The sequence below is a fragment of the Alteromonas sp. ABV2_168 genome, assembly GCF_056161165.1.
In genome coordinates this window covers 204,684-231,280 of sequence record NZ_JBSWYQ010000009.1, presented here as the reverse complement: position 1 = coordinate 231,280, position 26,597 = coordinate 204,684, and the positions used below count along the sequence as shown (strand labels likewise).

The window sequence follows — 26,597 nt, the reverse complement described above, 5'->3', positions numbered from 1 at the left end:
ACTTCACCTACCTCTCTTATTGCGCCTGGATCCGCAGCTCGTCACTCGAACGGCTGATGTGGCCCAACAGGTTTTTAACGTCACTGGTTTTCGGCTTAATTAACTTAAAGCGTTTTACCGACTCAGCAAAGTTCGTCAGCAATGACAATGAGTGTTCACTGCCTGTTTCTTCATAGTGCTGGTTAATCAGACCTCGTAAGTGCTCTGACAGAATGGCCTTGTCGCCAATATCCATGATTTCAACCAGTTCAGGGTTAACGCGGTTATCAAGGTCACCGTTTTCGTCGTACAGGTAAGCGAAGCCACCTGTCATACCGGCACCAAAGTTAACGCCAACCGGGCCCAGTACAGCAACAATACCACCGGTCATGTATTCACAACCGTTATCACCGATACCTTCAACCACGGCGGTTACGCCTGAGTTACGCACACCGAAACGTTCACCGGCACGGCCGGCAGCAAACAGTTTACCGCCGGTAGCACCGTACAGACAGGTGTTACCCATGATGGCACTGTTATGTGCATCGAAACTGATGTTCTTCGGCGGGTAGATAACCAGCTTACCGCCAGTCATACCTTTACCCACGTAATCGTTGGCATCACCTTCAATACGCATGTGCAGACCACCTGCGTTCCATACGCCGAAGCTCTGGCCCGCAGTACCGGTAAACTGTATTTCAACCGGCACATCTTCCATATCATGGTTTCCGTGATGTTTGGCGATTTCACCAGACAACATGGCACCCACTGAACGGTCAGTGTTGCGGATTGGGTAGCTTAAACGGATACCTTTGCCTTCACGCACAGCGTTACGGGCATCGTCCAGAATCTTCGCATTCAGCTCACCTTTATCCAACGGCTGGTTGGTGGTTTCTGAACAGAACAGACGGGTATGCTCGCCTTCAACCGGTGTTGCCAGCAGTGGTGACAGATCCAGTTTGTTTTGTTTCGCTGAAATGCCGTCGATAACTTTCAACAGATCAGTGCGGCCTACCAGTTCATCAAACTTACGTACGCCTATTGCGGCCATAATTTCCCGCACTTCCTGAGCAATGAACTTAAAGTAGTTCATTACCATCTCAGGCAAGCCGATGAAGTGTTCTTCACGCAGCTTTTGATCCTGAGTTGCAACACCTGTCGCACAGTTGTTCAGGTGACAAATTCGCAAGTATTTACAGCCTAACGCCACCATCGGGCCAGTACCGAAACCGAAGCTTTCAGCACCCATACAGGCTGCTTTGATAACGTCCAGACCGGTTTTCAGACCACCGTCGGTTTGTACACGTACTTTGTGACGCAGACCGTTTTCAATCAGTGCCTGTTGTGTTTCCGCCAGACCCAGCTCGAAGGGGCTGCCGGCGTACTTAACAGACGTCAGCGGGCTTGCACCTGTACCACCGTCGTAACCGGAAATGGTAATTAGGTCAGCATACGCTTTCGCTACACCGGTAGCGATAGTGCCTACGCCCGGCTCTGATACCAGTTTCACTGAAATCAGGGCGTTAGGGTTAACCTGCTTAAGGTCAAAAATAAGCTGAGCCAAATCTTCGATAGAGTAAATATCGTGATGAGGTGGTGGTGAAATCAGGGTTACACCAGGTACAGAGAAACGCAGTTGCGCAATGTACTTGTTAACCTTGTCACCCGGCAACTGACCACCTTCGCCCGGTTTTGCACCCTGTGCCACTTTGATCTGGATAACATTTGCGTTAACCAGATAGTGCGGGGTTACACCGAAGCGGCCGGAAGCCACCTGCTTAATTTTAGAGTTCTTTTCTGTACCGAAGCGGGAAGGGTGTTCGCCACCTTCACCAGAGTTCGACTGGCCACCTAAGCGGTTCATTGCAATGGCAAGCGCTTCGTGGGCTTCAGGGCTCAATGCACCGATAGACATCGCTGCGGTATCGAAACGGGGGAACAGTTTTTCCGCCCCTTCGACTTCGCTGATATCAATGGCTTCATTTGGCGAATTCAGTTTCAGCAAGTCACGGAAGTGCGCTGGTGCGCGCTCATTGACGTGTTTTGCATAAACCTGATAATCGCTGTATTCACCAGAAACCACTGCGGTTTGCAGTGATTTCACTACATCCGGGTTGTAGGCGTGATACTCGCCGCCGTGAACATATTTCAGCAGACCACCGTGAGACAGAGGCTTACGCTTCAGCCAGGCAATGCGGTTAAGGTTAATCGCATCCTGTTCGAAATCTTCAAAGCCGGCACCCTGAATACGTGAAGGTACGCCGTTAAAGCAAAGGTTAACCACATCTTTGTTGATACCGATGGCTTCAAACAGCTTGGAGCAGCGGTAGCTGGCCACGGTGCTGATACCCATCTTTGACATGATTTTATACAGGCCTTTATTGATACCTTTACGGTAATTCAATACTGCGTCTGTGACAGAGCAGGTCAGCTCGCCTTTTTCGCACAGTTGCTCAATGGTTTCATAGGCAAGGAACGGATAAACAGCCGTTGCACCCAGGCCAATGAGTACAGCAAAGTGATGCGGGTCACGGGCTGAAGCAGTTTCAACCACAACGTTTGCGTCGCAACGCAGTGCTTTTTCAACCAGACGACGATGCACCGCACCGGTCGCCATAGCGGCAGGAATGGTCAGTCTGTCTTTCTTGATGTTGCGGTCTGACAGAATAACGAATGCAGCACGCTTCTGTTTAACCAGATATTCCACTTCGTTACAGATACGTTCGATGGCCTTACGCAAGCCCTCTTCCTGCTTATATTGCAGGTCAACTTTCTCTGAATAGTAGTTATCAGGGTTAAATTCACGCAGCTGTTTCAAGTCGGTGTAAACCAGTACCGGAGATGAAAACAGTACGCGGTCAGCATAACCTGACGTTTCGCTGAATACGTTCTGCTCGCGGCCGATACACGTAGCCAGTGACATTACGTGATTTTCACGTAACGGGTCGATTGGCGGGTTTGTTACCTGGGCAAACTGCTGACGGAAGTAATCGTAAACAGTGCGGGATTTGGAAGATAATACGGCCATTGGCGTATCATCACCCATTGAACCTACAGCTTCCTGACCATCTTTCGCCAGAACCTTCACCACTTGCTGAATTTCTTCGTAGCTGTAGTTGAACAGCTTGTGGTAAACCTCAATGGTGTCGTCATCGAGGACGCGCTTACCTAATTCAGAAGAATCCATCTGCTCAATTGGCGTCAGGTGACGGATGTGTTTTTCCAGCCACTCTTTGTACGGGTGACGGTCTTTCAGCTCTGCGTCGATTTCATTGGAACGCCAGATCTTACCGTTGTAGGTATCAACGGCGAGCATTTCGCCCGGACCAACGCGGCCTTTTTCTACCACGTCAGCTTCGCTGTAATCCCAGATACCTACTTCTGAAGCCAGTGTGATGAAACCATTTTTGGTGATCACGTAGCGGGCAGGGCGCAGACCATTACGGTCAAGGTTACAGGCAACGTGGCGACCGTTTGTCAGTACGATACCGGCAGGACCGTCCCATGGTTCCATGTGCATTGAGTTAAACTCGTAGAATGCACGCAGGCTTTCGTCCATGGTCTTGTTATTTTGATACGCTGGTGGCACAAGCAGACGCATTGCACGGAATAAGTCCATGCCGCCCGCCAGGAATAATTCCAGCATGTTATCCAGAGAAGATGAGTCAGAACCTGTTGTATTTACATAAGGTGCAGCATCTTTCAGATCCGGAATCAAAGGCGTCGAGAACTTACCGGTACGGGCCATCGCCCAGTCACGGTTACCTTTGATCGTGTTAATTTCGCCATTGTGCGCGAGAAAACGGAAAGGCTGCGCAAGAGGCCATTTAGGTAATGTGTTGGTAGAGAAGCGCTGGTGGAATACACAAATCGCACTTTTCAGACGTTCGTCAGCCAAATCTGCATAGAAGGCAGGCAGATCTTTCGGCATCACCAGGCCTTTATAGATGGTGACTAAGCCGGATAAACAGGCTACATAGAAGTCTTTGTCTTTTTCCAGACGTTTCTCGGCACGGCGGCGAACCATAAACAAACGACGTTCTACGTCGCGTTTACGCCAGCCCGCAGGAGCATTCACAAAAACCTGCTCAATCTGCGGTACACCGGTCAGAGCCAGTTCACCTAATACATCGTGGTTTACCGGCACTTTGCGCCAGCCCACAACATTCAGTGTTTCTTTTTCCAGCTCTTCGTTAAGAATGTCTCTGGCAGCTTGTGCCAGTGTGTCGTCCTGACTCAAAAAAATCATGCCTACGGCATATTTCTTACTCAGCTTCCAGCCGTTCTCGTCGGCGATAGCCTGAAAAAAGGCATCCGGTTTTTGCAGTAGCAATCCGCAGCCGTCACCGGTTTTACCGTCGGCAGCAATACCGCCACGGTGCTGCATTCTGTCCAGGCCCTGGATTGCAGTCGTTACCAGTTTATGGCTGGCTTCCCCGTGAGTGTGGGCAATAAGACCAAAGCCACAGTTATCCCGGGAATCATTGGGATTATATAAACTCATCTTAAAAACTCCTTCAACCTTCGACTGGACAAGGCATGTGTTGGATCGTGTTCCGCGCAGGACACGCATCGCAACATTAGTGTAGACGTCTATTTACGAGCCAGTTTTCACCATACTCTAAGCGCCTTTTTATGTCGTTAATTATTATTAGTAGGACGCCAGTCGTTAACCGCATTTTTATGCACTATTGCCTAGCGGGCCGTACAAAATACATACATTGGCATATAAAATCAAATGATAAAAATGTGAAGACCTTATGTATTTTGAATAAGTTACATAAAGTCATTTTAAATCAACATCTTAATTTTAAATCGCCGCTGATTGGATTTTGAGCTGAACGCTCATTTTTTTATCAAATTAGTATGTTTATACTAAAGTTCAAAAAAGAATAAGAGGTTAATTGTGAATAATCATTCATAAAAAATGTTTATTTATATGGAAATGCAGGGTGTGGCTGAATGAATATCACTTTTACGGCAACCTGTCAGAACCCGCCAAGCCCGACCAGATAAAATCTAATATACCTCTGTGCCGGAGCATTAGCAAAGTCACCGGGCGTATCCATATAAATGAAGGGAATTATCGCTATGACGAATTTTGCCCGTCAGTGAATATGTCAGGATAGTCACCGCAGTGTCACAAATTAGTATAACGTGCAGGCAGATTTGTGGGTTTTCCAACGCGACCGTGTTATAAGTGCTGTAAGTTTAGTTATTTAGAAATTGCAGTACGTTCGTTATGCATCAAGATTCTCCAAATGATTCGTGGGCGATAAAATTTGCGCAGTTTATAAAGCGCTTTGGCACACTGAAACTAAGTTTGCTGTTTGTTGTTGTTACGCTGGTTTTCACCCTTGGCGGTTCATACGTCATCCGGGTGACCATGGGCAATGAGGTTCAACCTGACGATTTTATTATCGCTGTTGTGCTTACCATGATGTCAGCCCCCTGGGTGCTTTACTTCTTAAGTGAACTGGTTAAACAACTGGAAACTTCCCGCACTAATTTAAAAGAAGTGGTCAGCCAACTGGAACGTTTGCGTGAGGAAGATGTATTCCTTAACCGCGAACTGCAAAGCAATATCCGCCAGCTTAACCATGAGATGGAACAGCGCCGTAAAGCGCAGGACGACCGTGAAGCGGTGTTTAAAGATCTTGAAAAAGAGATTGAAGAGAAATCTTTTTCAGAACAGCAGGCACGACACTTATCTACCTTGCTGCGCTCTATCATTGATGCCTCACCGGATCTGATTTACTACCGTAATGAAGAAGGGCGTTTTGCCGGCTGTAACCGTATTGCGGAAATGCTCACCGGCAAATCCGAAGCTGAGCTGGTTGGTCTGACCTTACATGATGTGTTTGAAGAAGAACTGGCCCGCCAGATTGTTGCCTCTGATCATGAAGTGCTGGAAACCAATGCCAGCATGACCGAAGAGTTGTGGCTGCGCTTTGCTGACGGAAAACGCCGTTACTTCGAAATGAAGCGGGTACCGTTTTTTGATAACGAAGGCACACGTTTAGGTTTGCTGGCTTTTGGCCGGGATATGACAGAGCGCAAACAGGCCGAGAATGCCGCTGCGAAAGCCAGTACCGATAAAACTCGTTTCATTGCTACGATTTCTCACGAATTGCGAACGCCACTGAACGGCATTGTGGGTTTAAGCCGTATGCTGCGCGACACGGATTTGAGTGAAGAGCAGTTCAACTGGGTCAGTACTATTTATGCCAGCGCAATTACACTGGGCAATATATTCAACGACATCATCGATCTGGATAAGCTGGACCGGGATAAACTTGAGCTCAGCCTGAAAACGGTATCGCTGCGTGATTTCACCCAGGAGTTGTCCAGCATTATCCGTCTGTTAGCGGCAGACAAATCGCTGGAGCTGGTAACCGATATTCAGGAGCCGTTACCGCAACTGGTGGAGGTTGACGGTACCCGTCTGCGTCAGATCCTGTGGAACATTCTGTTTAATGCCGTGAAGTTTACGCAGAAAGGGAATGTGAAACTGAGTGTGTCGGCAACCCCGGCAAAAGACGATATGACGGTGGTGACCTACGTGGTAGAAGATACCGGTGTGGGGATCCCTGACAGCGAAATTGAGAAAATCTTCGCCATGTATTATCAGGTAGACCATCCGGATCATCAGTCTGCAACAGGTACCGGTATTGGTCTGGCAATCTGTAAGCAAATGGTCGACTTGATGAACGGCGATATCCGCGTGACGTCTGAAGTCGGCAAGGGCACACGCTTTGAAATTGAGCTGCCGTTACAGATTTCTAACCGTCCTATGCAGGTTTCTAAACTGCTGGTGACCGATCTTAACATTCTGCTGGTGGAAGACATTGAGCTGAATGTGATGGTGGCAAAAGCGCTGCTTGAAAAATTAGGTCAGACAGTCGATGTGGCCATGACCGGTCAGGAAGCGATCGATAAAGCCCGGGAAAATCACTACGACCTTATCCTGCTGGATATACAGTTGCCGGATATGACAGGGTTTGACGTGGCCAACACGCTGCGCGATGAAGATTTGGTTATGGGCACGCCGATGGTGGCATTAACGGCTAACGTGATTAAAAAGCGTGAAGAGTACCTGCAAAACGGTATGGATGACGTTATCGCCAAACCCATCAAGAAGAGCCGTGTGATTGAAGTGTTCAACAGTTTGTTTGCTGAACCGGCCGCACCGCTGCATACTGAAGTGGAAAACAAGCCTAAGAAAACTGACAACAGCAAAGCGCTGTCCAATATTCTGGATATTGAATTGCTGCAAATGCTGGTGGATACCATCGGTGAAGATATGGTCCGTGCCAGCGTAAAAGTGTTCCAGGATAAAATGCCGGAATACATGGAAATTCTGCAGTTAAGCCTGAGTGCTGACGAAAAGTCCGAAGTGTGTTCCCAGGCCCATAAAATAAAAGGTGCCGCCGGCTCTGTCGGTCTTGCCCGTGTGCAACGCATTGCCAATCAGATCCAGCAGGGGGATCACCCTGCATGGTGGCAAAATGTGCATGACTGGGTTGAGGAGCTTCAGATGGCAGTTGCTCACGACATGAAAGCACTGCAAGAGTGGCTTAACTCACAAATGATTGAGGACTGATACAAAGCATGACCACGGAAGGTGAAGCCTTTTCAAATACGGTTGTCTCTGCAGACCAGCTGCCGTCTCTGGACACGCTGGTTTATGAGCCTTTGTCGCCGCGTTACAGAACACTGAATCTTGCTATCGCGGCGGCAATCTTCATCACCCTTCTGGTGGTCGTAAACTTCATCCGCTTTCAGCCTTTTGTCACATTGCCGGAAGGACTGTTATTTGCCTGGCCATTCGTGACGGCGGGTCTTATAGCCTTATGGGGGCTGCTGAGTGTTTATCACTGGCTTGCTGATCCGTTGTTGCAATTCTCACTCAGAGAGCAGGATTTATCTGTTCACAAGGGGTTGATATTCCGCAGCATCACCAGCCAGCCGGTACTTCGCATACAGCATATTGAGCTCAAGCGCGGACCGCTGGAAAGGCTGGCCGGGCTGGCAACTTTGCAGGTTTTTTCTGCCGGAGGGGCAGGGCATACCTTTGAAATACCGGGCCTTCCCGTGGCTCAGGCACAGAAAATCCGCCAGTTCATTCTTGATCACAAGGATGTGGGAGCGCGCTGATGCGGTCACAACAGGAAGCCGCTGTCTCCACCGGCGTTAACTGGCGCAGACTGGCACCGGTTGCGGTGATCTATTTCATTGTCTCCAATGTCCTCAGTTTTATCCGCCAGTTTATTGTGGTGCTTTCTGTACTTGCCTGGTCTGCCAGCAGCTTTGACTATCAGCAGTCGTTCTGGTTTATACCCGTCATGGTGGCTATCTTTCTGGCAACGATTGTAAGTGGAGTAGTGAGTTACTGGTTTTATCAGTACCGCATCCGCAACGAACACATTGAAATACGTAGCGGACTGTTCAGGCGTCGTAATCTTAATCTGCCGTTCTGGCGCATTCAGAATGTAAAAATTGAACAACCGTTTTACTTTCGCTTTACCCATTACACCGTGGTGGTGCTGGATACAGCAGGTTCATCCGGAGAGGAAGCGAAAATTGTTGCTGTAGAACGGGATTATGCGCAGCAGCTCCGTCAGGCGGTGTTGATCTCCGGCAGACAGCATCAGGCCGGGACCACAGAGGACAACAAGCCAGAGGCAGTTGACACCGCGACGTCACCGCTAGCGGATGATGAGAAGGTGATTAACCGCCGCAGCCTTTCCGATCTCATCATTCACGGACTGACCAATAACCGTGTGTGGATCCTGCTTGGTGCACTGGCGCCTTTTTATGACGAGATTTCCGGTTTTATTTACGATTTTGTGGATGATCTCGGATTATCCATGGATGCACTGTTCGCTGACGAGCAAGTACTCTGGTGGCAGGTCGGTTTGTATGTCATTTCCACCATGCTGCTGATCCTCAGTGTGATGGCCATGGTGTCGGTAGCCGGCTCGGTGATCACGTATTATAACTACACGCTCACCCGCACATCGGACCGGTATATCCGTCGTTCAGGACTGTTCAGTTTGCAGGAAGTCAGTATGCGTGAGTCCCGTATACAGATGATTTCCGTCAGACAGGACTGGCTGGATTATCTGCTTAAGCGAGCTAATTTCTTTTTTGAGCAGAATAAGACCGGTGACAAACAGGAGCAGGAATTACATGCGACTCACAAGATGCTGGTGCCGTCCGTCACACTTGCTGAGGCGCAGGCTCTGGCTACAGATGCAATGCCGGATAACAAGGTGCATCACACCGGCTATAGCAGGATCAGCACCCGCTTTATCAGTCGCTGGATCCTGACACTGGCACTGCCTGCCTGTGCGCTGGTGTCGGCCATGGGCTATGCCCGTGAAGGCTGGCACATTTTCCTTGTCACCATTCCGGCTTTTATGCTCGCCTGTGCAAGTATTTATTTGCGCTGGCGGCGATGGGGATTCGCCTGCGATGATACTTACTGTTATATCAGAAAAGGTATGGCAGGGATTGACCGCTACAGTTTTACACTCTTTAAGGTTCAGCAGGTGGCACTGACTCAAAGTGTGCTGATGCAGCGAAGAGGGCTGGCCAACGTGCATTTTATTCTGGCCAGCGGCAGTATCACCATACCATATATTCCTTATGCGGTTGCCACAGAGCTGGCTGACAAAGCGCTGTGGCACGCCGAATCAGGCCGCCGCTCCTGGATGTAGCAACAGCCCTATTTCGTTTCCTCTTTCTCTGCTTGCTCTGCTTTCCACGCTTTAAAATCTTCATAACGTTGTTCGTAACGCAGCACTTTGCTGTGTGGATCGGCAACAACGGTATCTTTCGGTAGCGCCGGTACACGACGGGTTTTCACCATATCGATAGTTGTCACTTTTCCGTCGATACTGACGTCGAGAGGCATAGGAAAAGGTAAGCCATTTTCAGTTTTCCACGTAAAGGTGACGCCGTTGTCGTCGCGGGTAGTGTTTTTCCGTTTAACCACACCGAAGTGATGGTGAAACGGGTATCTAAATCCACAGAAAGATGTGTTTGCGGGCTGTCTGAGTTAAGCGTGAGTGTGGTATCACCAAATAACACTTCGTTCGTAAAGTCGAAGGAAAAATTGAGTCTGGCGTGGCTAACCGACAATCCCTTTTGATACGGGGCGATCTCACCGCCGCTTTTTAACGTGTACGGTGTTGATTCAGTATTGTTGTGAGAAGAGGACGTTGCAGCACAACCACTCAGCAGAGCGGCTGTCATTGCAATAGCAAGGGCATGTTTTTTCATTGTTCTTGTCCGGGTATCTGTGTGGTTTCCATTCTTCACAGATATCCCGAAAGGTACAAACAGAACAAGACAAATGTTGTGTAATACAAGTTATATACAGGAAATCAATAGGTTACCAGGTGATGTGCTGTTCAGACTGGCTAACTCACCTGATGCAATGCAACCGGAGAGGCAGGCTGGTTAACCAACCATCGTTCTACCATTTGTATTAATGCGCTACTGGCTTGCGGAAATAGTGGTAAATGCCGGGCAAGCCACTGGCTAAACCCGGGCAACATGCCGGATTCAAACTCGGTAACCGTTTGTGCCAGCACAAACACGTCAGCGAGTGCCATAGTTTGTAAAAGGGCAGGAGCGGCCTGAATCGCCGGGAAATTCGTTTGTGCCAGGGTTTCGGGCGCGCCGCTGTCCGGCAAATTGAAACTGCGCATGGCAGATACCATGTCAGCAACCTTCTGACCAAAACACATCTCAACTTCATCACTGTCTGCGTAGTCGTCCTGCATGGAGCGTGTCAGCCAGGCCGCAGCCAGCATTTCCCGGTTGTGGGGAAGCTTACTTAACAGTACCGCCAGTTCCCGCGGGTGGTGGATAAACGTTGCGCCATTGTGGCGGCGTAAATGACCGGCTAATGCATACTTGCGTGCGGTAAACAGTGCAGCTGATGATACGTAATCATCTTCAACGAGTAATGCCTGCATAAGGACCTCTTACCTTCAATGTGTTATTGACAGCGGACGCTCTGAACGGCGTCCTTTGAAGTCCTTATTACAAATAGTGTGCCTGTTTTTTCGCCGGTTTTTTGGCACCGTTTTTTTCACCCGGTTTTCAGGGCGTCAGAACATCAGCGGGAACCCGCACCCATCCTTCCATCAGCACCCTTGCGCTGCGGCTCATTATCACTTTCTTCACTTGCCACTGGCCGTGATGATATTCAGCCTGTGCGCCGACTTTCAGTGTGCCGGAGGGGTGGCCGAATACCACCTGACTGCGTTCCCCGCCACCGGCTGCTTCATTCACCAGTGTGCCGGGAATACAGGCGGCAGTAGCAATGGACACTGCAGCAGTACCCATCATGGCATGATGTAGCTTACCCATGGATAAGGCCCGGACATTCAGGTCAATATCCTGCTTCGCTATGTGCTTCCCGCTGGATGCAGTGTAATCTGCAGGTGGGCTGACAAACGCGACTTTCGGCGTGTGCTGGCGCGTGGCCGCTTCATCAATATGACCGATGAGGCCCATTTTCATTGCGCCGTGAGCCCGGATAGTTTCAAACATTGCCAGCGCTTTTTCATCACTGTTGATGGCATCCTGTAACTCTGTGCCGCTGTAGCCGCAACTTTCAGCATCAATGAAAATTGTCGGAATACCGGCATTGATCATCGTTGCTCTGAGCCTGCCAACACCCGGGACGTCGATATCATCGACCACATTACCGGTGGGAAACATCGCGCCATCATCATCCGCCGGGTCCACAAAAGCGATTTCTACTTCTGCCGCCGGAAAGGTAACGCCATCCAGTTCGAAATCACCGGTTTCCTGTACCTCACCATTGGTCACGGGCACCTTTGCAATAATGCTTTTGCCGATATTCACCTGCCAGATTTTCACGGTGACGATACCATTGTGTGGTATTGAGTCCTTATCAACCAACCCGTTGCTGATGGCAAATGCGCCCACCGCGGCGGTGAGGTTGCCGCAATTTCCTGACCAGTCTACAAAGGGTTTATCAATAGCCACTTGTCCGAACAGGTAGTCCACATCAAATCCTTCCCGTTCACTTTTCGACAGAATAACGGTCTTGCTGGTACTTGACGTTGCACCGCCCATGCCGTCAGTTTGTTTACCGTACGGATCAGGGCTGCCAATTACCCGCAGCAATAACGCGTCTCTTACCGGGCCGGGTTGCTGTGCGGCTTCGGGCAAATCGGTGAGTTTGAAAAACACGCCTTTGCTGGTACCGCCGCGAATGTAGGTTGCCGGAATTTTAATTTGTGGGGCGAAAGTCATGAGCACGTTCTCAGATGAATGATGTGAATGGGGTACAAGACCGGGCAGCATACCCAACCGGTCTTGCAGGTGATTGTCAGGCGTTTTCAGATTCCAGGAAATCCTGAGCAAAGCGCTGCAACACACCGCCAGCGGAATAAATGGAGACTTCCTCAGCGGTGTCTAAACGGCATTTCACTTCTGCTTTGTCCGTTTCGCCGCCGGTGCGATGGATGATTAGCGTCAAAGTGGCACCGGGTGAAATATCCCCCTTTACATCAAAGGTCTCTGTACCGTCGATATGCAGGGTTTTGCGTGTTGTGCCCGGCTGGAATTCCAGTGGCAATACACCCATACCAATCAGATTAGTGCGGTGAATGCGCTCAAAGCCTTCTGCCACAATCACTTCTACACCCGCCAGCCTTACGCCTTTTGCAGCCCAGTCACGTGATGATCCCTGACCGTAATCAGCACCCGCTACAATGATCAAAGGCTGCTTGCGGTTCATGTAGGTCTCAATGGCTTCCCACATGCGTACCACTTTGCCTTCCGGTTCAATGCGCGCCAGTGAGCCCTGAACCACTTCACCGTTTTCCGTTACCATTTCATTAAACAGCTTCGGGTTCGCTAACGTAGCGCGCTGGGCGGTTAAATGGTCACCCCGGTGGGTGGCGTAGGAATTGTAATCCTCTTCCGGTACGCCCATTTTTGACAAATATTCACCGGCGGCACTTGACGCCAGTATGGCGTTTGAAGGTGATAGGTGGTCAGTGGTTATGTTATCGCCCAGCACGGCAAGGGGGCGCATGTCTTTCATCGTACGCTCTGCTGCCAGCGCACCTTCCCAGTATGGGGGGCGGCGAATATAGGTGCTTTTCGGACGCCATTTATAAAGTGGCTCCAAGTCCTTGCCATAGTCGACTTTCAGATCGAACATGGGCTCGTAAACTTGTCTGAACTGCTCAGGCTTAACCGCGCTGGCGACAATGGCATCAATTTCTTCATCTGAAGGCCAGATATCTTTCAGCGTGACCGGGTTACCGTCACTGTCTGTACCCAGCACATCTTTTTCGATATCGAACCGCACTGTACCAGCAATGGCATAGGCCACAACCAGCGGCGGAGAGGCTAAAAAGGCTTGCTTGGCATAGGGATGAATACGGCCGTCAAAGTTACGGTTTCCTGACAAGACAGCAGTGGAATATAAATCACGCTTAATGATTTCTTCCTGAATCTTCGGATCGAGGGCACCGCTCATGCCGTTACAGGTGGTGCAGGCGAACGCGACAACACCAAAGCCCAACTGTTCCAGTTCAGATAACAGGCCGGCTTCTTCCAGGTAAAGTTTTACTGTTTTAGAGCCCGGCGCCAGTGAGCTTTTTACCCAGGGCTTTCTGATCAGTCCTCTGGCATTGGCATTGCGGGCCAGCAATCCGGCGGCAATAACATTGCGGGGGTTGCTGGTATTGGTACATGAAGTGATAGCCGCAATAATGACTGCGCCATCCGGCATTTTGCCATTTTCCTGTTCAACATGACCGGCAATGCCTTTACTTGCCAGGTCTGCCGTCGCCAGTCTTGCATGAGGATTAGACGGGCCGGCCATATTTCTGCCTACCTTAGACAAATCAAAGGTCAGTACCCGTTCATATTCCGCTGTCGTCAGGTCATCAGCCCAAAGGCCGGTGGCTTTCGCGTAAGACTCAACCAGCTCAACCTGTTTGTCTTCACGACCGGTAAGCTTCAGGTAGTCGATGGTTTGCTCATCAATATAAAACATGGCAGCAGTGGCACCGTATTCCGGCGTCATGTTTGAAATCGTTGCGCGGTCGCCCACGGTCAGCGCCGACGCGCCTTCGCCGTAGAATTCCAGATAAGCAGATACAACACGCTCTTTACGCAGGAATTCTGTCAGCGCCAGTACGATATCAGTGGCGGTAATACCGGGTTGTGGTTTGCCGGTTAATTCTACGCCGACAATGTCAGGCAGGCGCATATAGGAGGCGCGGCCCAGCATGACACTTTCTGCTTCCAGGCCGCCAACGCCCACGGCTATGACCCCAAGTGCGTCAACATGAGGGGTGTGACTGTCTGTACCGACCAGGGTATCAGGAAAGGCAACGCCGTCTCTGGCGTGGATCACAGGGGACATTTTTTCCAGGTTGATCTGGTGCATGATGCCGTTACCCGGGCCAATCACATCCACGTTTTTAAACGCCGTTTTGGTCCAGTTAATAAAGTGAAAGCGATCGTCGTTACGGCGGTCTTCCACTTCACGGTTTTTTTCAAAGGCTTCCGCTTCAAAGCCTGCATGTTCTACTGCCAGTGAATGGTCGACAATCAGTTGAGTCGGTACGACGGGGTTCACTTTAGACGGATCGCCGCCTTTCTCAGCGATAGCATCCCGCAATCCGGCTAAATCGACCAGTGCGGTCTGGCCCAGAATATCGTGGCAAACCACGCGGGAGGGGAACCAGGGAAAATCGAGGTCGCGCTTGCGATAAATTAACTGCTCCAGTGAAGCAGTGAGGTGTTCGGGCTGGCATTTTCTTACCAGGTTTTCCGCCAGCACTCTGGACGTGTACGGCAGCTTTTCATAAGCCCCCGCTTTAATGCTGTTTACGGCTTCACGGGTATCGTAGAAATCTAACCCGGTCTTTAAAAAGGGTTTGCGATAGTCCATATTCATAGTCGGTCTTCTCCGGCAGGCAAAGGCGGGCTGTGGCGGCCCGCCCGCAGCGCATCAGCGTTGTTCGATGGGGGTAACGGGACGTAATTCTTCGCCGGTATATTCGGCAGACGGACGGATGATGCGGTTATCCGCCCGTTGCTCCATCACGTGGGCAGCCCAGCCGGTGAGTCTGGACATAACAAAGATTGGTGTGAATAACTTCGTCGGGATCCCCATAAAGTTATAGGCAGAGGCATGGAAGAAATCGGCATTACAGAATAGTTTCTTTTCACGCCACATCACTTCTTCACAGCGCACAGATACCGGATAAAGCACTTTATCACCAACGTCTGCAGCCAGTTTTTCTGACCAGCCTTTGATGATTTCGTTGCGCGGATCGGATTCACGGTAAATGGCATGACCGAAGCCCATGATCTTCTCTTTGCGGGCAAGCTTACCCATCATCTGTTCTTCAGCATCGTCCGCCGAGGTGAAGCCTTCAATCATTTCCATGGCTGCTTCGTTTGCGCCGCCGTGCAACGGGCCGCGCAATGAACCGATTGCACCTGTAATGCAGGAATGCATGTCTGACAATGTGGAAGCACACACTCTGGCAGTAAAGGTGGAAGCGTTGAATTCATGTTCCGCGTAAAGGATCAGGGAAACATGCATAACCTGCTCGTGAAGTTCACGGGGCTTTTCACCATGCAGCATGTGTAAGAAGTGAGCGCCGATGGAGTCATCATCAAGTTCGGTATCAATGCGTACGCCATCGTGACTGAAGCGGTACCAGTAACAGATGATACTTGGGAAACAAGCCAGCATGCGGTCGGTGACTGCAGCCTGCTCAGAAAAATCCTGTTCCATTTCAAGGTTGCCCAGTACCGAGCAGCCGGTGCGCAACACATCCATCGGATGGGCATCTTTGGGGATGCGTTCGAGGACTTCTTTCAGCGCTTGTGGCAACCCGCGCTGGCTTTTCAATTTTGCTTTGTAAGCTGCCAGTTCGCCGGAGTCCGGTAATTTTCCTTTCAGAATAAGATGGGCGACTTCTTCAAACTGACAATGATTTGCCAGGTCTTTCACATCATATCCGCGATACGTCAGTCCTGAGCCTGACTGACCAACGGTGGAAAGTGCTGTTTTGCCTGCAACTTGTCCGCGAAGTCCGGCGCCGCTTAATTCTTTAGCCATGATCTTGTCTCCCGATTTTCATCGTGTGTAGGGTCAAATGTGGTGTGTTATTTATTTCGCCGTATTACGCCTTTGACTTTGAAAACAGCGCGTCGAGTTTTTGCTCGTAATCGTGATATCCCAGGTAGTCGTACAGCTCCATGCGGGTTTGCATGGTATCGACAACTGCCTTCTGGTCGCCGTCGGTGAGTATGCTTTGATAAACCCGTTCAGCGGCTTTATTCATTGCGCGGAAAGCACTTAAAGGATACAGCACCATGTCAGCACCCCATTCTCCGAGTTGCGCTTTGTTCCATAATTCGGTTTTGCCAAATTCGGTGATATTGGCAAGAATGGGCACATCCAGCGCCTCAGCAAACGCGCGGTAGTGGGCTTCGGTTTGAATGGCTTCTGCGAAAATACCGTCAGCACCTGCAGCAACATACGCTTTTGCCCGTTCAATGGCTTTTTCCAGCCCTTCCTGTGCGAAGGCGTCAGTGCGGGCCATAATGAAAAAGTCAGGATCGGTGCGGGCGTCAACCGCTGATTTGATCCGGTCGACCATTTCCTCTGTGGACACGATTTCTTTGTTAGGGCGGTGACCACAACGTTTCTGCGCCACCTGATCTTCCATATGTACCGCCGCTGCACCGGCCTTTTCCATATCACGAATGGTTTTAGCAATATTAAAAGCGCCGCCCCAACCGGTGTCGATATCTACCATCAGGGGTAAATCACAGGCTGAGGTAATGCGCTGCACATCAACGAGCACGTCGTTTAATGACGTCATACCGAGATCCGGCAAGCCGTATGAGGCATTGGCTACGCCGCCACCGGACAGATAAATTGCCTGATGACCAATTTGTTTTGCCATCATGGCGGTGTACGCGTTGATGGTACCGACAATTTGCAACGGCTTGTTGTCAGCTAACGCCTGACGGAATTTCTTACCTGCACTGTGCATGAACTGTTCTCCGGTTAACTCTGTGATGTGATAAGTAACTTGCGTTCGATATTGTTTTTCGAATACAAAATGTGTCTGCGCATGAGCATTTCAGCCAGCTCACCGTCACGGTTGGCAATGGCCTGAACAACGTGACGATGTTCGTCGTAAGCGGTGGTGACGCGGGGACCGGCCATACCAAACTGCACGCGGTACATGCGCACCAGATGATAAATACCGTCAATTAAAACGGTAATAAGATGGGTGTTTTTGCTGCCCAGAACAATGCGGTAATGAAAGTCCACATCGCCGGCTTCCTGATAATAAGACTCGCCGCCCTTTACCTCGTCAAAGTGATCGTTGAGCAGGCCTTGCAGCGCGTTAATGTCCTGATCTGACATATTTTGTGCTGCCAGCCGCGCCGCCATGCCTTCAAGTGCTTCCCGTACCTGGTATAGCTCAATTAAACCTTGCGGAGTGAGAGTAACGACCCGTGCGCCGACATTGGCTTTACGTTCTACCAGATGGCTGGCGGTGAGACGGTTTATTGCTTCACGGATAATGGCCCGGCTGACGTCGTATTTTGTCGACAATTCCGTTTCACTTAACTTGGAACCTGACGGAATGACCCCTTCAACAATGTCGTTGCGAAGCTTGATAAACGTGCGATCCGCCTGTGTAACGGGACTTTCAAAAGCGAGTTCCATAAACCTGTCAGTCACAATAAATATGCCTAAAGTGTCGACAATGTAGGCGGTTTTGGAGGGATAGTCAACCAAATGGCGGTGGATTGTCGACAATCCCTGATACTCGTTTAAGTCGGATTCTTGCGAGGACATGAGATAATGCGTATTCTGCCTTCGCCACAAAATGAAACTATGAAGGTGATCTCAATCTTCTGGCATTGCGGCAATAAATATAAAAAATTTAGTAGTTATAATAAGGATGTATATGTATAAAATTATTGGAATGGCTGCATTTTTGATGCTTACACTAAATCTTGCCGGATGCGCAGGTTTGGGCAATATGAAGGAAATTGAGTTTAGAGAAGCTCCGGAACAAAATCAGGCTACAGTAAACTTCGTTCGCCGTTCTATCTTCATGGCGGATGGGGCAAATAGTGAAGTGTGGGATGGTGATGAATTTGTTGGCACACTTAAAGCTGGCACGTTGATTCAGTATCAGACTACGCCGGGGAAACATACTTTTATGGTTAGTCTTCAAGGCCATTGGGCTGTTGCTGAAGGTGAACTGGAAGCAGGTAAGAGTTACTATCTTAAACTCAACCTCACAGGCTGGGGGCCGATCATATTGGGCGTGGCAGACTCTATGGATTCCAGAATTGAAGAGTGGAATACAATGAAAACTGTAGCCAGAGATGATGCAACTTCAAAACCTGTGCCGCCGAAATACATTGAGCAGGCGCGGGCAACGCTTAAACGTGTTGAAGATGGTAATGCGAACGTAACTCATATCACGAGTGAACATGCCAGATAGTTTACCCGGATAAGTTGTCGTTACTTGAGGCCTGCTTTTAAGCAGGCCTTTTTTAATTTATACTTTTAAGTGATACAGCGGTTCAGGACACCTTTGCGGCCCGCTTATTTAGAATAGCATCACCTGCATTAGCAGGTAGTTTTGCGCTGTCTATGAGCGCAAGTAAAGAGACTGCGGCCATCATGTAAAAGGTCAGGCTGAAATCAAATACTGACGGATTTTCCGTTGAGGAGCCGGTGATCACGGTGGCCAGCGCAAGGGCGAGGGCACCGGTGGTGATACCCAGACCACGTGTCATCTGCATGAGTACAGCACCTAAGGTATTGGCATCCCGCATTTCATGCTGCGGAATATCTGCGAAGCTGATGGTATTCAGAACGGTGAGGTGCATTGAGCGGTTCATACCGCTGATAAAGAGTACCAGCGCCATTAACCATGACGGAGTGGAAGCATCAAACTGGGCGATAGCGGCGAATCCGGCGGCAATAAATACAGTATTGGCCAACAGTACAGTGCGGAATCCGAATGTGTTCATGATCCAGGTTGTTGCCGGCTTGATGGCCAGGTTACCTGCAAATAACCAGAGCAACAGCGTACCGGCTTCTACCGGTGTGAATCCCAGCGCCAGTTGGAGCATCAGGGGAATAAGAAACGGTGCGCTGGATAAGCCTATCCGGATTGCTGAACCGCCGATAACGGTTATTCTGAATGTGGCTACAGACATCGCCTTCAGTGAAAAAAGCGGGCCGGGTGAAACAGCCATGTGTCTGAAGGTAAGAATTAACAGAACGAGTCCGCATGAGGTGAGAAGGCCGGGCACCAGCAGAGAGTCAGGCCGGCCGCTGAATGATTCCAGTCCCGCCATGAACAGGCCGAAACCAATCCCGCTTAAAAGAAATCCCGTGACATCGAAGCGCTGCGGCTCACTTTTATGATTTTCAATCAATACCATGCCTATGGCCAGAGCGATGATGCCAAGGGGGACATTCATCAAAAATATCCAGTGCCAGCTGAACGTCTGTGCGATCCATCCGCCCAGCACCGGGCCAATGAGCGGAGCAGCGAGGGCAGGCCAGGTAAGAATTGCCATGCCTCTTACAATCTGATTTTTCGGTAACGCCCGTAATACAACGAGCCGGCCTACGGGCACCATCATGGCTCCGCCGAGTCCCTGTAAAATTCGGGCTCCGGTGAAAGTATACAGGTTTGTACTGATGGCACAGAGTACCGAAGCAATCACGAATACACAGATTGCCGCACAAAAAACCGTTTTGGGACCCAGCCGGTCAGCCGCCCAGCCGCTGATGGGAATGAAAACCGTCACGGCTACCAGATAGGCTGATATGCCTACGGACAAATGGGCGGCAGCAACATTGAAGTCGGCAGCAATGATGGGCAGTGCTGTACTGATCACCGTTGCGTCAAGAATTTCCATAAACAGTGTGGCGGCAACCAGTAGTGCGGTTGCTGTTTTGCGGTCAAATTTACTCATTATTTCCGTTTAAATTTTTGGTCAGCCGTCGTTCTGACGACGCAATTGATAAGCATCTCTGTAGATACCACGGGCAGCTTCTTTCGCTAACTCTGCGACTTCAGGTACGGATGCCTGATTGAAAGTTACTGCCGGAGCTGTGATCCCCACTGCCGCCACGACAATACCGCGGTTGTCCCGCACCGGCACCGCCAGACAACGCACATCTTCATTCAGTTCCCGTTCGTCGACGGCGTAGCCGAGAGCCGTAATGCGCTGAAGTTCCGCTTCCAGGCTGGCTTTGTCTGTTATCGTGTAAGCGGTATGTCGTTCCAGCGGATGCTCTGCAATATATAAATCCAGATTCTCTCTGTACAAAAAGGCCAGAAAAACCTTACCGGTGGAGGAACAGTGCATCTGAGCCTGTCCGCCGGGACGTTTCGATACCATCAGCGGGTTCGGGCTGTCGACGACTTCCACGATCAGCACTTTCCCGTTATTGGGTACTGCAAGGTGTGCAGTATGACCACTTTTCAGTGCAAGCCGCTGAATGTGCGGGATTGCAAGCTGATGCATATGGTCTGCATTGATCATATGTAAACCAAGGCGTGTCAGTTCATTTCCGCAGCGGTAAATTTTTCCTTTTTTCACCAGCATCTGCTCATGGCAAAGGGTACGCAGCAACCGGAACAGTGTCGTGCGCGGTAAATCGAGCTTCTGCTCAATGTCGTGCATGGTCATGCCCTGTGAGGAAGCTGCAAGTATGCGAAAGATCTGGCAGGCGTGAGTTACGCTGGGGATCAGGTATTTATCCATTATTCACCTTTTGTGCGTCTGCGGCCATGTCAATTTCGCTCCGGTGCAATGACATTCAAAAGAACCGCCCCGAAGGCGCTCTGAATCCGCAGAAACACTATTGTACATGTTATTTCATAAGACGCCGACTTTGCTGATAGGATTACCTTTGAGAGGATTTTTCCATATATGAAACGAAACGGCGAAACACACCGCTTGGCGTTTACTTTGGCGGGAATTATCGCCACCATTTCCGCCATAATTTTGTTTGGAGATTTTCCATGCGTATTGCATTAATGAATGAATTTAGTCAGGCGTCCAAAAACGCCGTTGTACTTGAACAACTTGAGTCTGTGGCTGCTGAGCAGGGTCACGAAGTGTTCAATGTGGGAATGAAAGATGACAACGACCACCGTCTGACTTATATCCATCTGGGTATTATTTCCGCTTTATTGCTGAACAGCAAAGCGGTTGATTTTGTTATTTCAGGCTGCGGTACAGGGCAGGGCGCGCTGATGTCACTGAACGCCTGGCCGGGTGTTGTTTGTGGCTATTGTATCGATCCCGCTGATGCCTATCTGTTTGCTCAGATTAATAACGGTAACGCGCTGGCATTGCCTTTTGCTAAGGGTTTTGGCTGGGGTGCAGAACTGAATGTGCGCTATATGTTCGAAAAAGCGTTTACCGGTGAGACCGGGCTGGGTTATCCGCCGGAGCGTCGTGAATCACAGAATGCCAATGCCATCATTCTGAATGATGTGAAGGCGGCGACAAACAAGCCAATCCTTGAAGCACTGGCAGCCTTACCTGAAGACTTACTGAAAACGGCAACCGGCGGTGCGCAGTTCCAGGAATGTTTCTTCAGTAACAGTCAGGACGAAGCGCTGAGTGCCTTTGTTAAGGAAGTGGTAAACAGTTAATCCACGCAGCGGACAAAATAAGTTAAAAATTATCTGGCCCGGAAGTTAAAGCTGGGAATAAATAAACCGGATAATAAGTAACTTAAAAAACGACTACTCATAAAAAATGCTGGCACTGCCAGCATTTTTTATTTGTCTGTATCCGACCCGGATAAGCTGACGCTTACATGATCTCGAAGGCGCGGATGACTCGTGTAACACCATTTACGTTACGGGCAATGTCGACCGCGTAGGTGCCTTCCTGATTTGTAACTCTGCCCATTAAGAACACTTCGCTGTTCTGAACAATCACCCTGACCTGCAAAGAAGGAACCCGCTCGTCGGCAACCAGCTTGGTTTTTACTTTTGATGCCAGCCAGATATCGTTGGCCTGTGTCGAGGCGTCAATGGGCATTGCCTGGCGGATCTGGTTGTGTACTTTTTTAACGTACTCTACTTTCTCCACACCGGCTATGGCTTCATCGATGAGGATCTGACTGGGAGCCTGTCCTGTGATGAGGGCGACACCGTTGTAAATATCGACCTGAAGATTTGCCCCTTTCTTCAGCGCTTCACTTTTGGACCACTGATAGGACACCTGACCTTCTGCGGTCTGGTCGTCCAGCTGGGTACCTACTGTACGCCGGTCATTGGCGACTTTTGCTGTCAACGCGCCGGCTGCGCCAACGGCCACCACTGCGCAGCCCTGAACGCTGCTGAGCAGAGAAAATATAACCAGAGCGGATGCTGCCTTCCTTGTACTACACCACATTAATGTTCGTCTCCGTGATCTGCAGGGAATAATATATCATCTATACATTCACATAAATTGTGAATCACAAGTAGATGAACTTCCTGAATTCGCGCCGTTCTGTTAGACGGCACCCTGATTTCAACATCATGCTCACTGAGGAACCCGGCCATTTCACCGCCATCTTTTCCGGTCAGTGCGACGATAGTCATATCCCGGGAAAGTGCGGCTTCCACGGCTGCAATGATGTTTCTTGAATTGCCACTGCTGCTGATGGCCAGCAGGATATCACCCGGTTGACCGAGTGCACGTACCTGACGGGCAAACACTTCATCGTAACTGGCGTCATTAGCGATGGAGGTCATGGTTGAGGTATCGGTATTCAGTGCGATGGCCGGCAGGCTGGGACGATCCCTTTCAAACCGGTTAAGCATTTCCGATGAAAAGCGTTGCGCTTCGCTGGCCGAGCCGCCGTTACCACAACTCAGAATTTTATTTCCTCTGATCAGCGCATCAACCATCATATACGCGGCTTTACCAATAGCTTCCGGTAATACCTCGATAGCAGAAATCTTGGTTTGAATACTCTCGGTAAAATTTTCTTTTATTTTTTCTATCATAGTATTTCACTGATCGTCCGCGGGCGTTCACGTTCAGCGAACCACTCACGGTTTTCACACATTCTTAAGCCATTGTAACTTATCACCATCCAATGCTACCACATCCACTCTTGCGAGTGTGTGTATCGGGTTAAGACCACATGACAGTATATAATGTTCAAAGGTGCGTTTGACTTTTCTGAGCTTGGAAGGCGTAACAAACTCTGCAGCGCTTCCGTAGCCGTCGTCATCGCGATACTTTACTTCAATACAGACCAGGGTGTCATTTTCCCGCATCACCAGATCCAGTTCGCCGGTTTTCGCAGTGTAATTTGAGCACAAAAAAAGCAGGCCCTGTCCTTCGAGGTAGTGGCGGGCTGTTTGCTCAGCCCGTAAACCGGTATCTCTGGCAGTGGCCATAATGTCAGCGTCCCGGTGCGGCAGCCTTTCCGGAGGAGAGCATTTGAACCGCTTCGTTGCTGATCACTGCTTGGGGCAGGGTACGAACTACATCGCCCTGACTGTTAATGCTGAGTGTACCGGTTAATCCGGACAGTTGTGTTTGCGGTAAAGCCATCATGGATGGCATGTAAGGAAGCAGATTATAGGCGTCTACACCGAAGGCGAACAGCCTGGACATTTGCGTTGAACGCTGTGGCCAGAGGGTTTCTGAGCGGCTTTGCAAGGTTTGCCACTGATGCTGTGGCAACATCCAGGGCATGTCCAGGAAGCGCACATTCTGCAAATCACGCCACTGGTTTTTGGTGTCATCATACTCAATAGAACGGGAGGTGGCGAAAACCGGCACTGTCTGCCCGTTGAAAGGGCTCAGGCTGGCTTCTACCATGGGGTTCAGCAATTCAGTCTGCTCAGGCGATGCAAAAACAATGATGGCGTCTACGTCCCGGCGGTTGCGGGGCACGTTGTACAGTTTTTCGTTAACCATGTACTCAATCTGCTTAATTCTGTCGTGACTTTGAGCCACGTCCAGCGACTGAGTAATGCCTTCACGCAGGCTATTGCTGTCGGTAAATTGCACGGTGGTTAATTTAACCTGTTTTCCCTGTGCTTTATTGCCATTTAATTCCTGCCAGCGGGTAGTGAACGCAGTTTCCATACGTTGATTGATGCTGTTCCGGGCAGAAACGACGATTGGCGTTTTAAATCCGTTCTGGTAAATATAATCAGCAAGCTGGGTTGCTTCATCTTCCGGTGCAAGGGCAAAGAAAGCCTGCTGACTGTTGGCTGCGGGCTGAAGATCAAGGGCATTCCCGGCCTGTTCAGTGATGTCTGCCAGCGAAGGGACGTCGGACGTCAACGTATTACCTGTTACGCTTTGCTGGTTATCACCGGCTGCTACCGCGTCGGCGCGGTTAAGGGCTAGCAGGTGAGTGCCGGCAGGAATACGGTGCATAATGCCTTCGACATTTTCCTTCAGTAGCGGTCCAATCACCCATTTGTAGCCATGAATTGCGCTAAGCAATTCATCCGCTGTTTTGTTCTGTGTATCAATAAAGTTCAGTGATACCGGCTGTTCACCCGCGCGCAGAGCACTGGCCTGGTCGTAATAGGCAGAAAGCAAACCTTCTTTAATTGTTGTGCCCGTTGCGCCAAGTTTGCCGCTTAAAGGCAATAATACGGCAACTTCACGGGGTTGCTCTGTGCGTAATTCTGCACCGGCAACGACACTGGCTGGCATATACTCACTAACAGGATGTCCGCGATAAACCTGATTGAACTGAACCAGTGCGCGGCTCAAGCCTGCCGGAGACAAACCTTCCGTTGCTGCCAGGTCATACAGAGCAAGGTAAGGCCGGAGAGTGGCTGAGGAGGTCTGAGCCTGTTGTCGCTGAGACGATGTGGCACGGTTAACCAGTGTCCAGATTTTCTCCACACTTTCTGCAGAAGGCTCCAGTGATTCTGCATACGCTTCTGCTGCTCCCGTCCAGTCATGCTTACGCTCAAGTATCGTTGCACGCAGCGCCTGCTGACGGCGCTTCAGATCACCGGCTGTAGCAAGAGGAGACAGCAGTGACAGTAATTCGTCATCGCTGGCAGCGTCATCGCCGTTATACAAAGTTGCAATCAGGAAATTCAAACGAAGGCGGTTTTCTTCTGCTACGCCATCTTCTTTTAATGACAGCAGTATTGCCTGTGCTTTATTGCTTTCATATTCTTGCAGGTACAAGTCTGCGGCATCAAGCAGATAGCGGTTACGCTGAACGGCATCATGGTTGTCCTCCCATGCAGACCGCGCTTTCTTAATCAGCGACTCCGGAGAGTCGTCTATGTTTACTACAGGTAACTGAGTGTTTGATTCAACCGGCGTGCGGGATTGCACGGTTTTAGGTGTACTGCCACAACCGGCGAGTACTAACGCGCTGGCAATGAGAGTGAGTTGTGAGAAGCGGAGGCAACCTGCAGACAAATTCACCGAAAATTCCTTCTGATGAGAAACCACGTCAGTGTAACGAAAACACACAGAAAATCTATGTTTGCAGCGATAAACTGTCCCTTCGTCATGCTACAATCCGGATACAACAGCTCCTGCCAGGCTGCCCGACGGGCTATGCATCCGCTACGCCGGTTTCAGCGCCGCCGCTAATGTCAGTCACCTGCGCTTTTTATTTTGTATGAGATAACACTATGTCTGAATCTGCAACGCTTTATATTGTTCCCACTCCGATTGGCAACCTGGATGATATTTCACCCCGGGCATTAACCGTTTTGTCGGAAGTGGACTGGATTGCAGCAGAAGATACCCGGCATACTCATAAACTGTTACAGCACTTTTCCGTGAATACACGCACGCTGTCATTGCATGAGCATAATGAAGATAAACGCACTGCCATGTTATGCCAGCGTTTAAAAGACGGGGAAGCTGTTGCTCTGGTCAGTGATGCCGGTACGCCTCTTATCAGCGACCCGGGGTTTATACTGGTTCGCCGGTGCCGTGAAGAGGGGATCCCTGTTGTGGCATTACCCGGCCCTTGTGCCGCGATAACCGCGCTGAGTGCTTCCGGTTTGCCCACCGATAAATTTATGTTCGAAGGCTTTTTGCCACCCAAAACCGGACCGCGTAAACAGGTACTGGAAGGGTTGTGCGAACGGACATTCACAACGGTGTATTACGAGGCGCCAAGACGGGTACTGGATACTGTACAGGATGTTTGTGAGACCCTTGGCGAACACCGTCATATTGTGCTGGCTAAGGAGTTGACCAAAACCTTTGAGACTTACGTTGATGGTGCAGCTAAAGATGTGGCTGAGTGGTTGCAGGAAGATCCGGTGCGTCAGAAAGGGGAATTTGTACTGATGATCAGCCCGGCTGCTGCTCAACAAAAAGCGTTGCCGCCGGAAGCATTATCACTACTGGCGTCACTTAAGCCGTTGTTGCCTTTGAAAAAAGCGGCAGCCATTGTTGCGGAACACTATAACCTTAAAAAGAATGCGCTGTATCAGGCTGGTCTGGAGATGGATGGGGAATAACCGGAAAACGGAGAAACACCCATCACGGATGCAGATTATTGATCCGCAGTT

General features: G+C 50.0%; 21 protein-coding genes. 6 read left to right on the top strand and 15 right to left on the bottom strand.

Annotated elements, in window-relative coordinates:
• Positions 1-16: 16 nt before the first annotated feature.
• Positions 17-4,483 carry a glutamate synthase large subunit gene (gltB, locus tag ACXAH4_RS14750; RefSeq protein WP_474882431.1) on the bottom strand — a complete coding sequence of 1,489 codons (4,467 nt, stop codon included), beginning with the start codon at positions 4,481-4,483 and terminating at the stop codon, positions 17-19.
• Between the two features lie 738 nt (positions 4,484-5,221).
• Between gltB and arcB the strand changes: the two genes are divergently transcribed.
• The 3 genes from arcB to ACXAH4_RS14735 are packed head-to-tail and all read left to right on the top strand — an operon-like array spanning position 5,222 to position 9,701.
• Positions 5,222-7,582, top strand: coding sequence for an aerobic respiration two-component sensor histidine kinase ArcB (gene arcB / locus ACXAH4_RS14745; protein ID WP_474882429.1), 2,361 nt, complete (start codon positions 5,222-5,224; stop codon positions 7,580-7,582).
• A gap of 8 nt (positions 7,583-7,590) precedes the next feature.
• The gene (locus tag ACXAH4_RS14740) at positions 7,591-8,136 is read left to right on the top strand and encodes a PH domain-containing protein (RefSeq protein ID WP_474882427.1); all 546 of its coding nucleotides are present in this window, start codon (positions 7,591-7,593) and stop codon (positions 8,134-8,136) included.
• Entirely contained in the window at positions 8,136-9,701 is a 1,566-nt protein-coding gene (locus ACXAH4_RS14735; protein ID WP_474882425.1) for a PH domain-containing protein, read from the top strand. The genes ACXAH4_RS14740 and ACXAH4_RS14735 overlap by 1 nt, the downstream gene beginning before the upstream one ends.
• 8 nt (positions 9,702-9,709) lie before the next feature.
• Here ACXAH4_RS14735 and ACXAH4_RS14730 read toward each other — a convergent pair whose 3' ends face one another.
• The 8 genes from ACXAH4_RS14730 to ACXAH4_RS14695 all read right to left on the bottom strand — a co-directional run bounded on the left by ACXAH4_RS14730 (position 9,710) and on the right by ACXAH4_RS14695 (position 17,752).
• Positions 9,710-9,868: a hypothetical protein gene (locus ACXAH4_RS14730; protein ID WP_474882423.1), complete on the bottom strand. Its 159-nt coding sequence runs from the start codon at positions 9,866-9,868 to the stop codon at positions 9,710-9,712.
• A complete protein-coding gene (locus ACXAH4_RS14725) occupies positions 9,865-10,266 on the bottom strand; it encodes a hypothetical protein (protein WP_474882421.1) in 402 nt (133 codons plus the stop codon). Before ACXAH4_RS14725 ends, ACXAH4_RS14730 begins: the two co-directional genes overlap by 4 nt.
• Before the next feature lie 140 nt (positions 10,267-10,406).
• A complete protein-coding gene (locus tag ACXAH4_RS14720; RefSeq protein ID WP_474882420.1) occupies positions 10,407-10,967 on the bottom strand; it encodes an HD domain-containing protein in 561 nt (186 codons plus the stop codon).
• Positions 10,968-11,094: 127 nt separating this feature from the next.
• Positions 11,095-12,279: a 2-methylaconitate cis-trans isomerase PrpF gene (gene prpF, locus ACXAH4_RS14715; protein ID WP_474882418.1), complete on the bottom strand. Its 1,185-nt coding sequence runs from the start codon at positions 12,277-12,279 to the stop codon at positions 11,095-11,097.
• A gap of 76 nt (positions 12,280-12,355) precedes the next feature.
• Positions 12,356-14,947: a Fe/S-dependent 2-methylisocitrate dehydratase AcnD gene (acnD, locus tag ACXAH4_RS14710; RefSeq protein WP_474882416.1), complete on the bottom strand. Its 2,592-nt coding sequence runs from the start codon at positions 14,945-14,947 to the stop codon at positions 12,356-12,358.
• A 54-nt stretch (positions 14,948-15,001) separates the two neighbouring features.
• Positions 15,002-16,123, bottom strand: coding sequence for a bifunctional 2-methylcitrate synthase/citrate synthase (prpC, locus tag ACXAH4_RS14705; protein ID WP_119502274.1), 1,122 nt, complete (start codon positions 16,121-16,123; stop codon positions 15,002-15,004).
• Positions 16,124-16,187: 64 nt separating this feature from the next.
• A complete protein-coding gene (gene prpB, locus ACXAH4_RS14700; RefSeq protein ID WP_119502273.1) occupies positions 16,188-17,066 on the bottom strand; it encodes a methylisocitrate lyase in 879 nt (292 codons plus the stop codon).
• A 14-nt stretch (positions 17,067-17,080) separates the two neighbouring features.
• Positions 17,081-17,752 carry a GntR family transcriptional regulator gene (locus tag ACXAH4_RS14695; protein WP_119502272.1) on the bottom strand — a complete coding sequence of 224 codons (672 nt, stop codon included), beginning with the start codon at positions 17,750-17,752 and terminating at the stop codon, positions 17,081-17,083.
• A 244-nt stretch (positions 17,753-17,996) separates the two neighbouring features.
• Between ACXAH4_RS14695 and ACXAH4_RS14690 the strand changes: the two genes are divergently transcribed.
• Entirely contained in the window at positions 17,997-18,542 is a 546-nt protein-coding gene (locus tag ACXAH4_RS14690) for a hypothetical protein (RefSeq protein WP_303572795.1), read from the top strand.
• A gap of 82 nt (positions 18,543-18,624) precedes the next feature.
• Here ACXAH4_RS14690 and ACXAH4_RS14685 read toward each other — a convergent pair whose 3' ends face one another.
• Both ACXAH4_RS14685 and ACXAH4_RS14680 read right to left on the bottom strand, forming a co-directional pair.
• Positions 18,625-20,034, bottom strand: coding sequence for an MFS transporter (locus tag ACXAH4_RS14685; RefSeq protein ID WP_474882415.1), 1,410 nt, complete (start codon positions 20,032-20,034; stop codon positions 18,625-18,627).
• A 21-nt stretch (positions 20,035-20,055) separates the two neighbouring features.
• Positions 20,056-20,829, bottom strand: coding sequence for an IclR family transcriptional regulator (locus ACXAH4_RS14680; RefSeq protein ID WP_474882413.1), 774 nt, complete (start codon positions 20,827-20,829; stop codon positions 20,056-20,058).
• Positions 20,830-21,089: 260 nt separating this feature from the next.
• On the opposite strand from ACXAH4_RS14680, the gene ACXAH4_RS14675 reads away from it, so the two are divergent.
• On the top strand, positions 21,090-21,728 hold the full coding sequence (locus tag ACXAH4_RS14675; RefSeq protein ID WP_119502269.1) for an RpiB/LacA/LacB family sugar-phosphate isomerase: 639 nt from the start codon (positions 21,090-21,092) through the stop codon (positions 21,726-21,728).
• Positions 21,729-21,891: 163 nt separating this feature from the next.
• Here ACXAH4_RS14675 and ACXAH4_RS14670 read toward each other — a convergent pair whose 3' ends face one another.
• Genes ACXAH4_RS14670 through ACXAH4_RS14655 form a run of 4 tightly spaced genes read right to left on the bottom strand, consistent with a single transcriptional unit; the run spans position 21,892 to position 25,491 of the window.
• A complete protein-coding gene (locus tag ACXAH4_RS14670) occupies positions 21,892-22,479 on the bottom strand; it encodes a BON domain-containing protein (RefSeq protein ID WP_119502268.1) in 588 nt (195 codons plus the stop codon).
• Complete coding sequence (locus ACXAH4_RS14665) at positions 22,479-23,078, bottom strand: phosphoheptose isomerase (protein ID WP_119502267.1); 600 nt, start codon at positions 23,076-23,078, stop codon at positions 22,479-22,481. Before ACXAH4_RS14665 ends, ACXAH4_RS14670 begins: the two co-directional genes overlap by 1 nt.
• A 54-nt stretch (positions 23,079-23,132) precedes the next feature.
• The gene (locus ACXAH4_RS14660) at positions 23,133-23,477 is read right to left on the bottom strand and encodes a YraN family protein (RefSeq protein ID WP_349588611.1); all 345 of its coding nucleotides are present in this window, start codon (positions 23,475-23,477) and stop codon (positions 23,133-23,135) included.
• A gap of 4 nt (positions 23,478-23,481) precedes the next feature.
• Positions 23,482-25,491 carry a penicillin-binding protein activator gene (locus ACXAH4_RS14655; protein WP_474882411.1) on the bottom strand — a complete coding sequence of 670 codons (2,010 nt, stop codon included), beginning with the start codon at positions 25,489-25,491 and terminating at the stop codon, positions 23,482-23,484.
• A 212-nt stretch (positions 25,492-25,703) separates the two neighbouring features.
• Between ACXAH4_RS14655 and rsmI the strand changes: the two genes are divergently transcribed.
• Positions 25,704-26,546, top strand: a complete 843-nt coding sequence (gene rsmI / locus ACXAH4_RS14650) for a 16S rRNA (cytidine(1402)-2'-O)-methyltransferase (RefSeq protein WP_474843100.1) — start codon at positions 25,704-25,706, stop codon at positions 26,544-26,546.
• Positions 26,547-26,597: the final 51 nt, after the last annotated feature.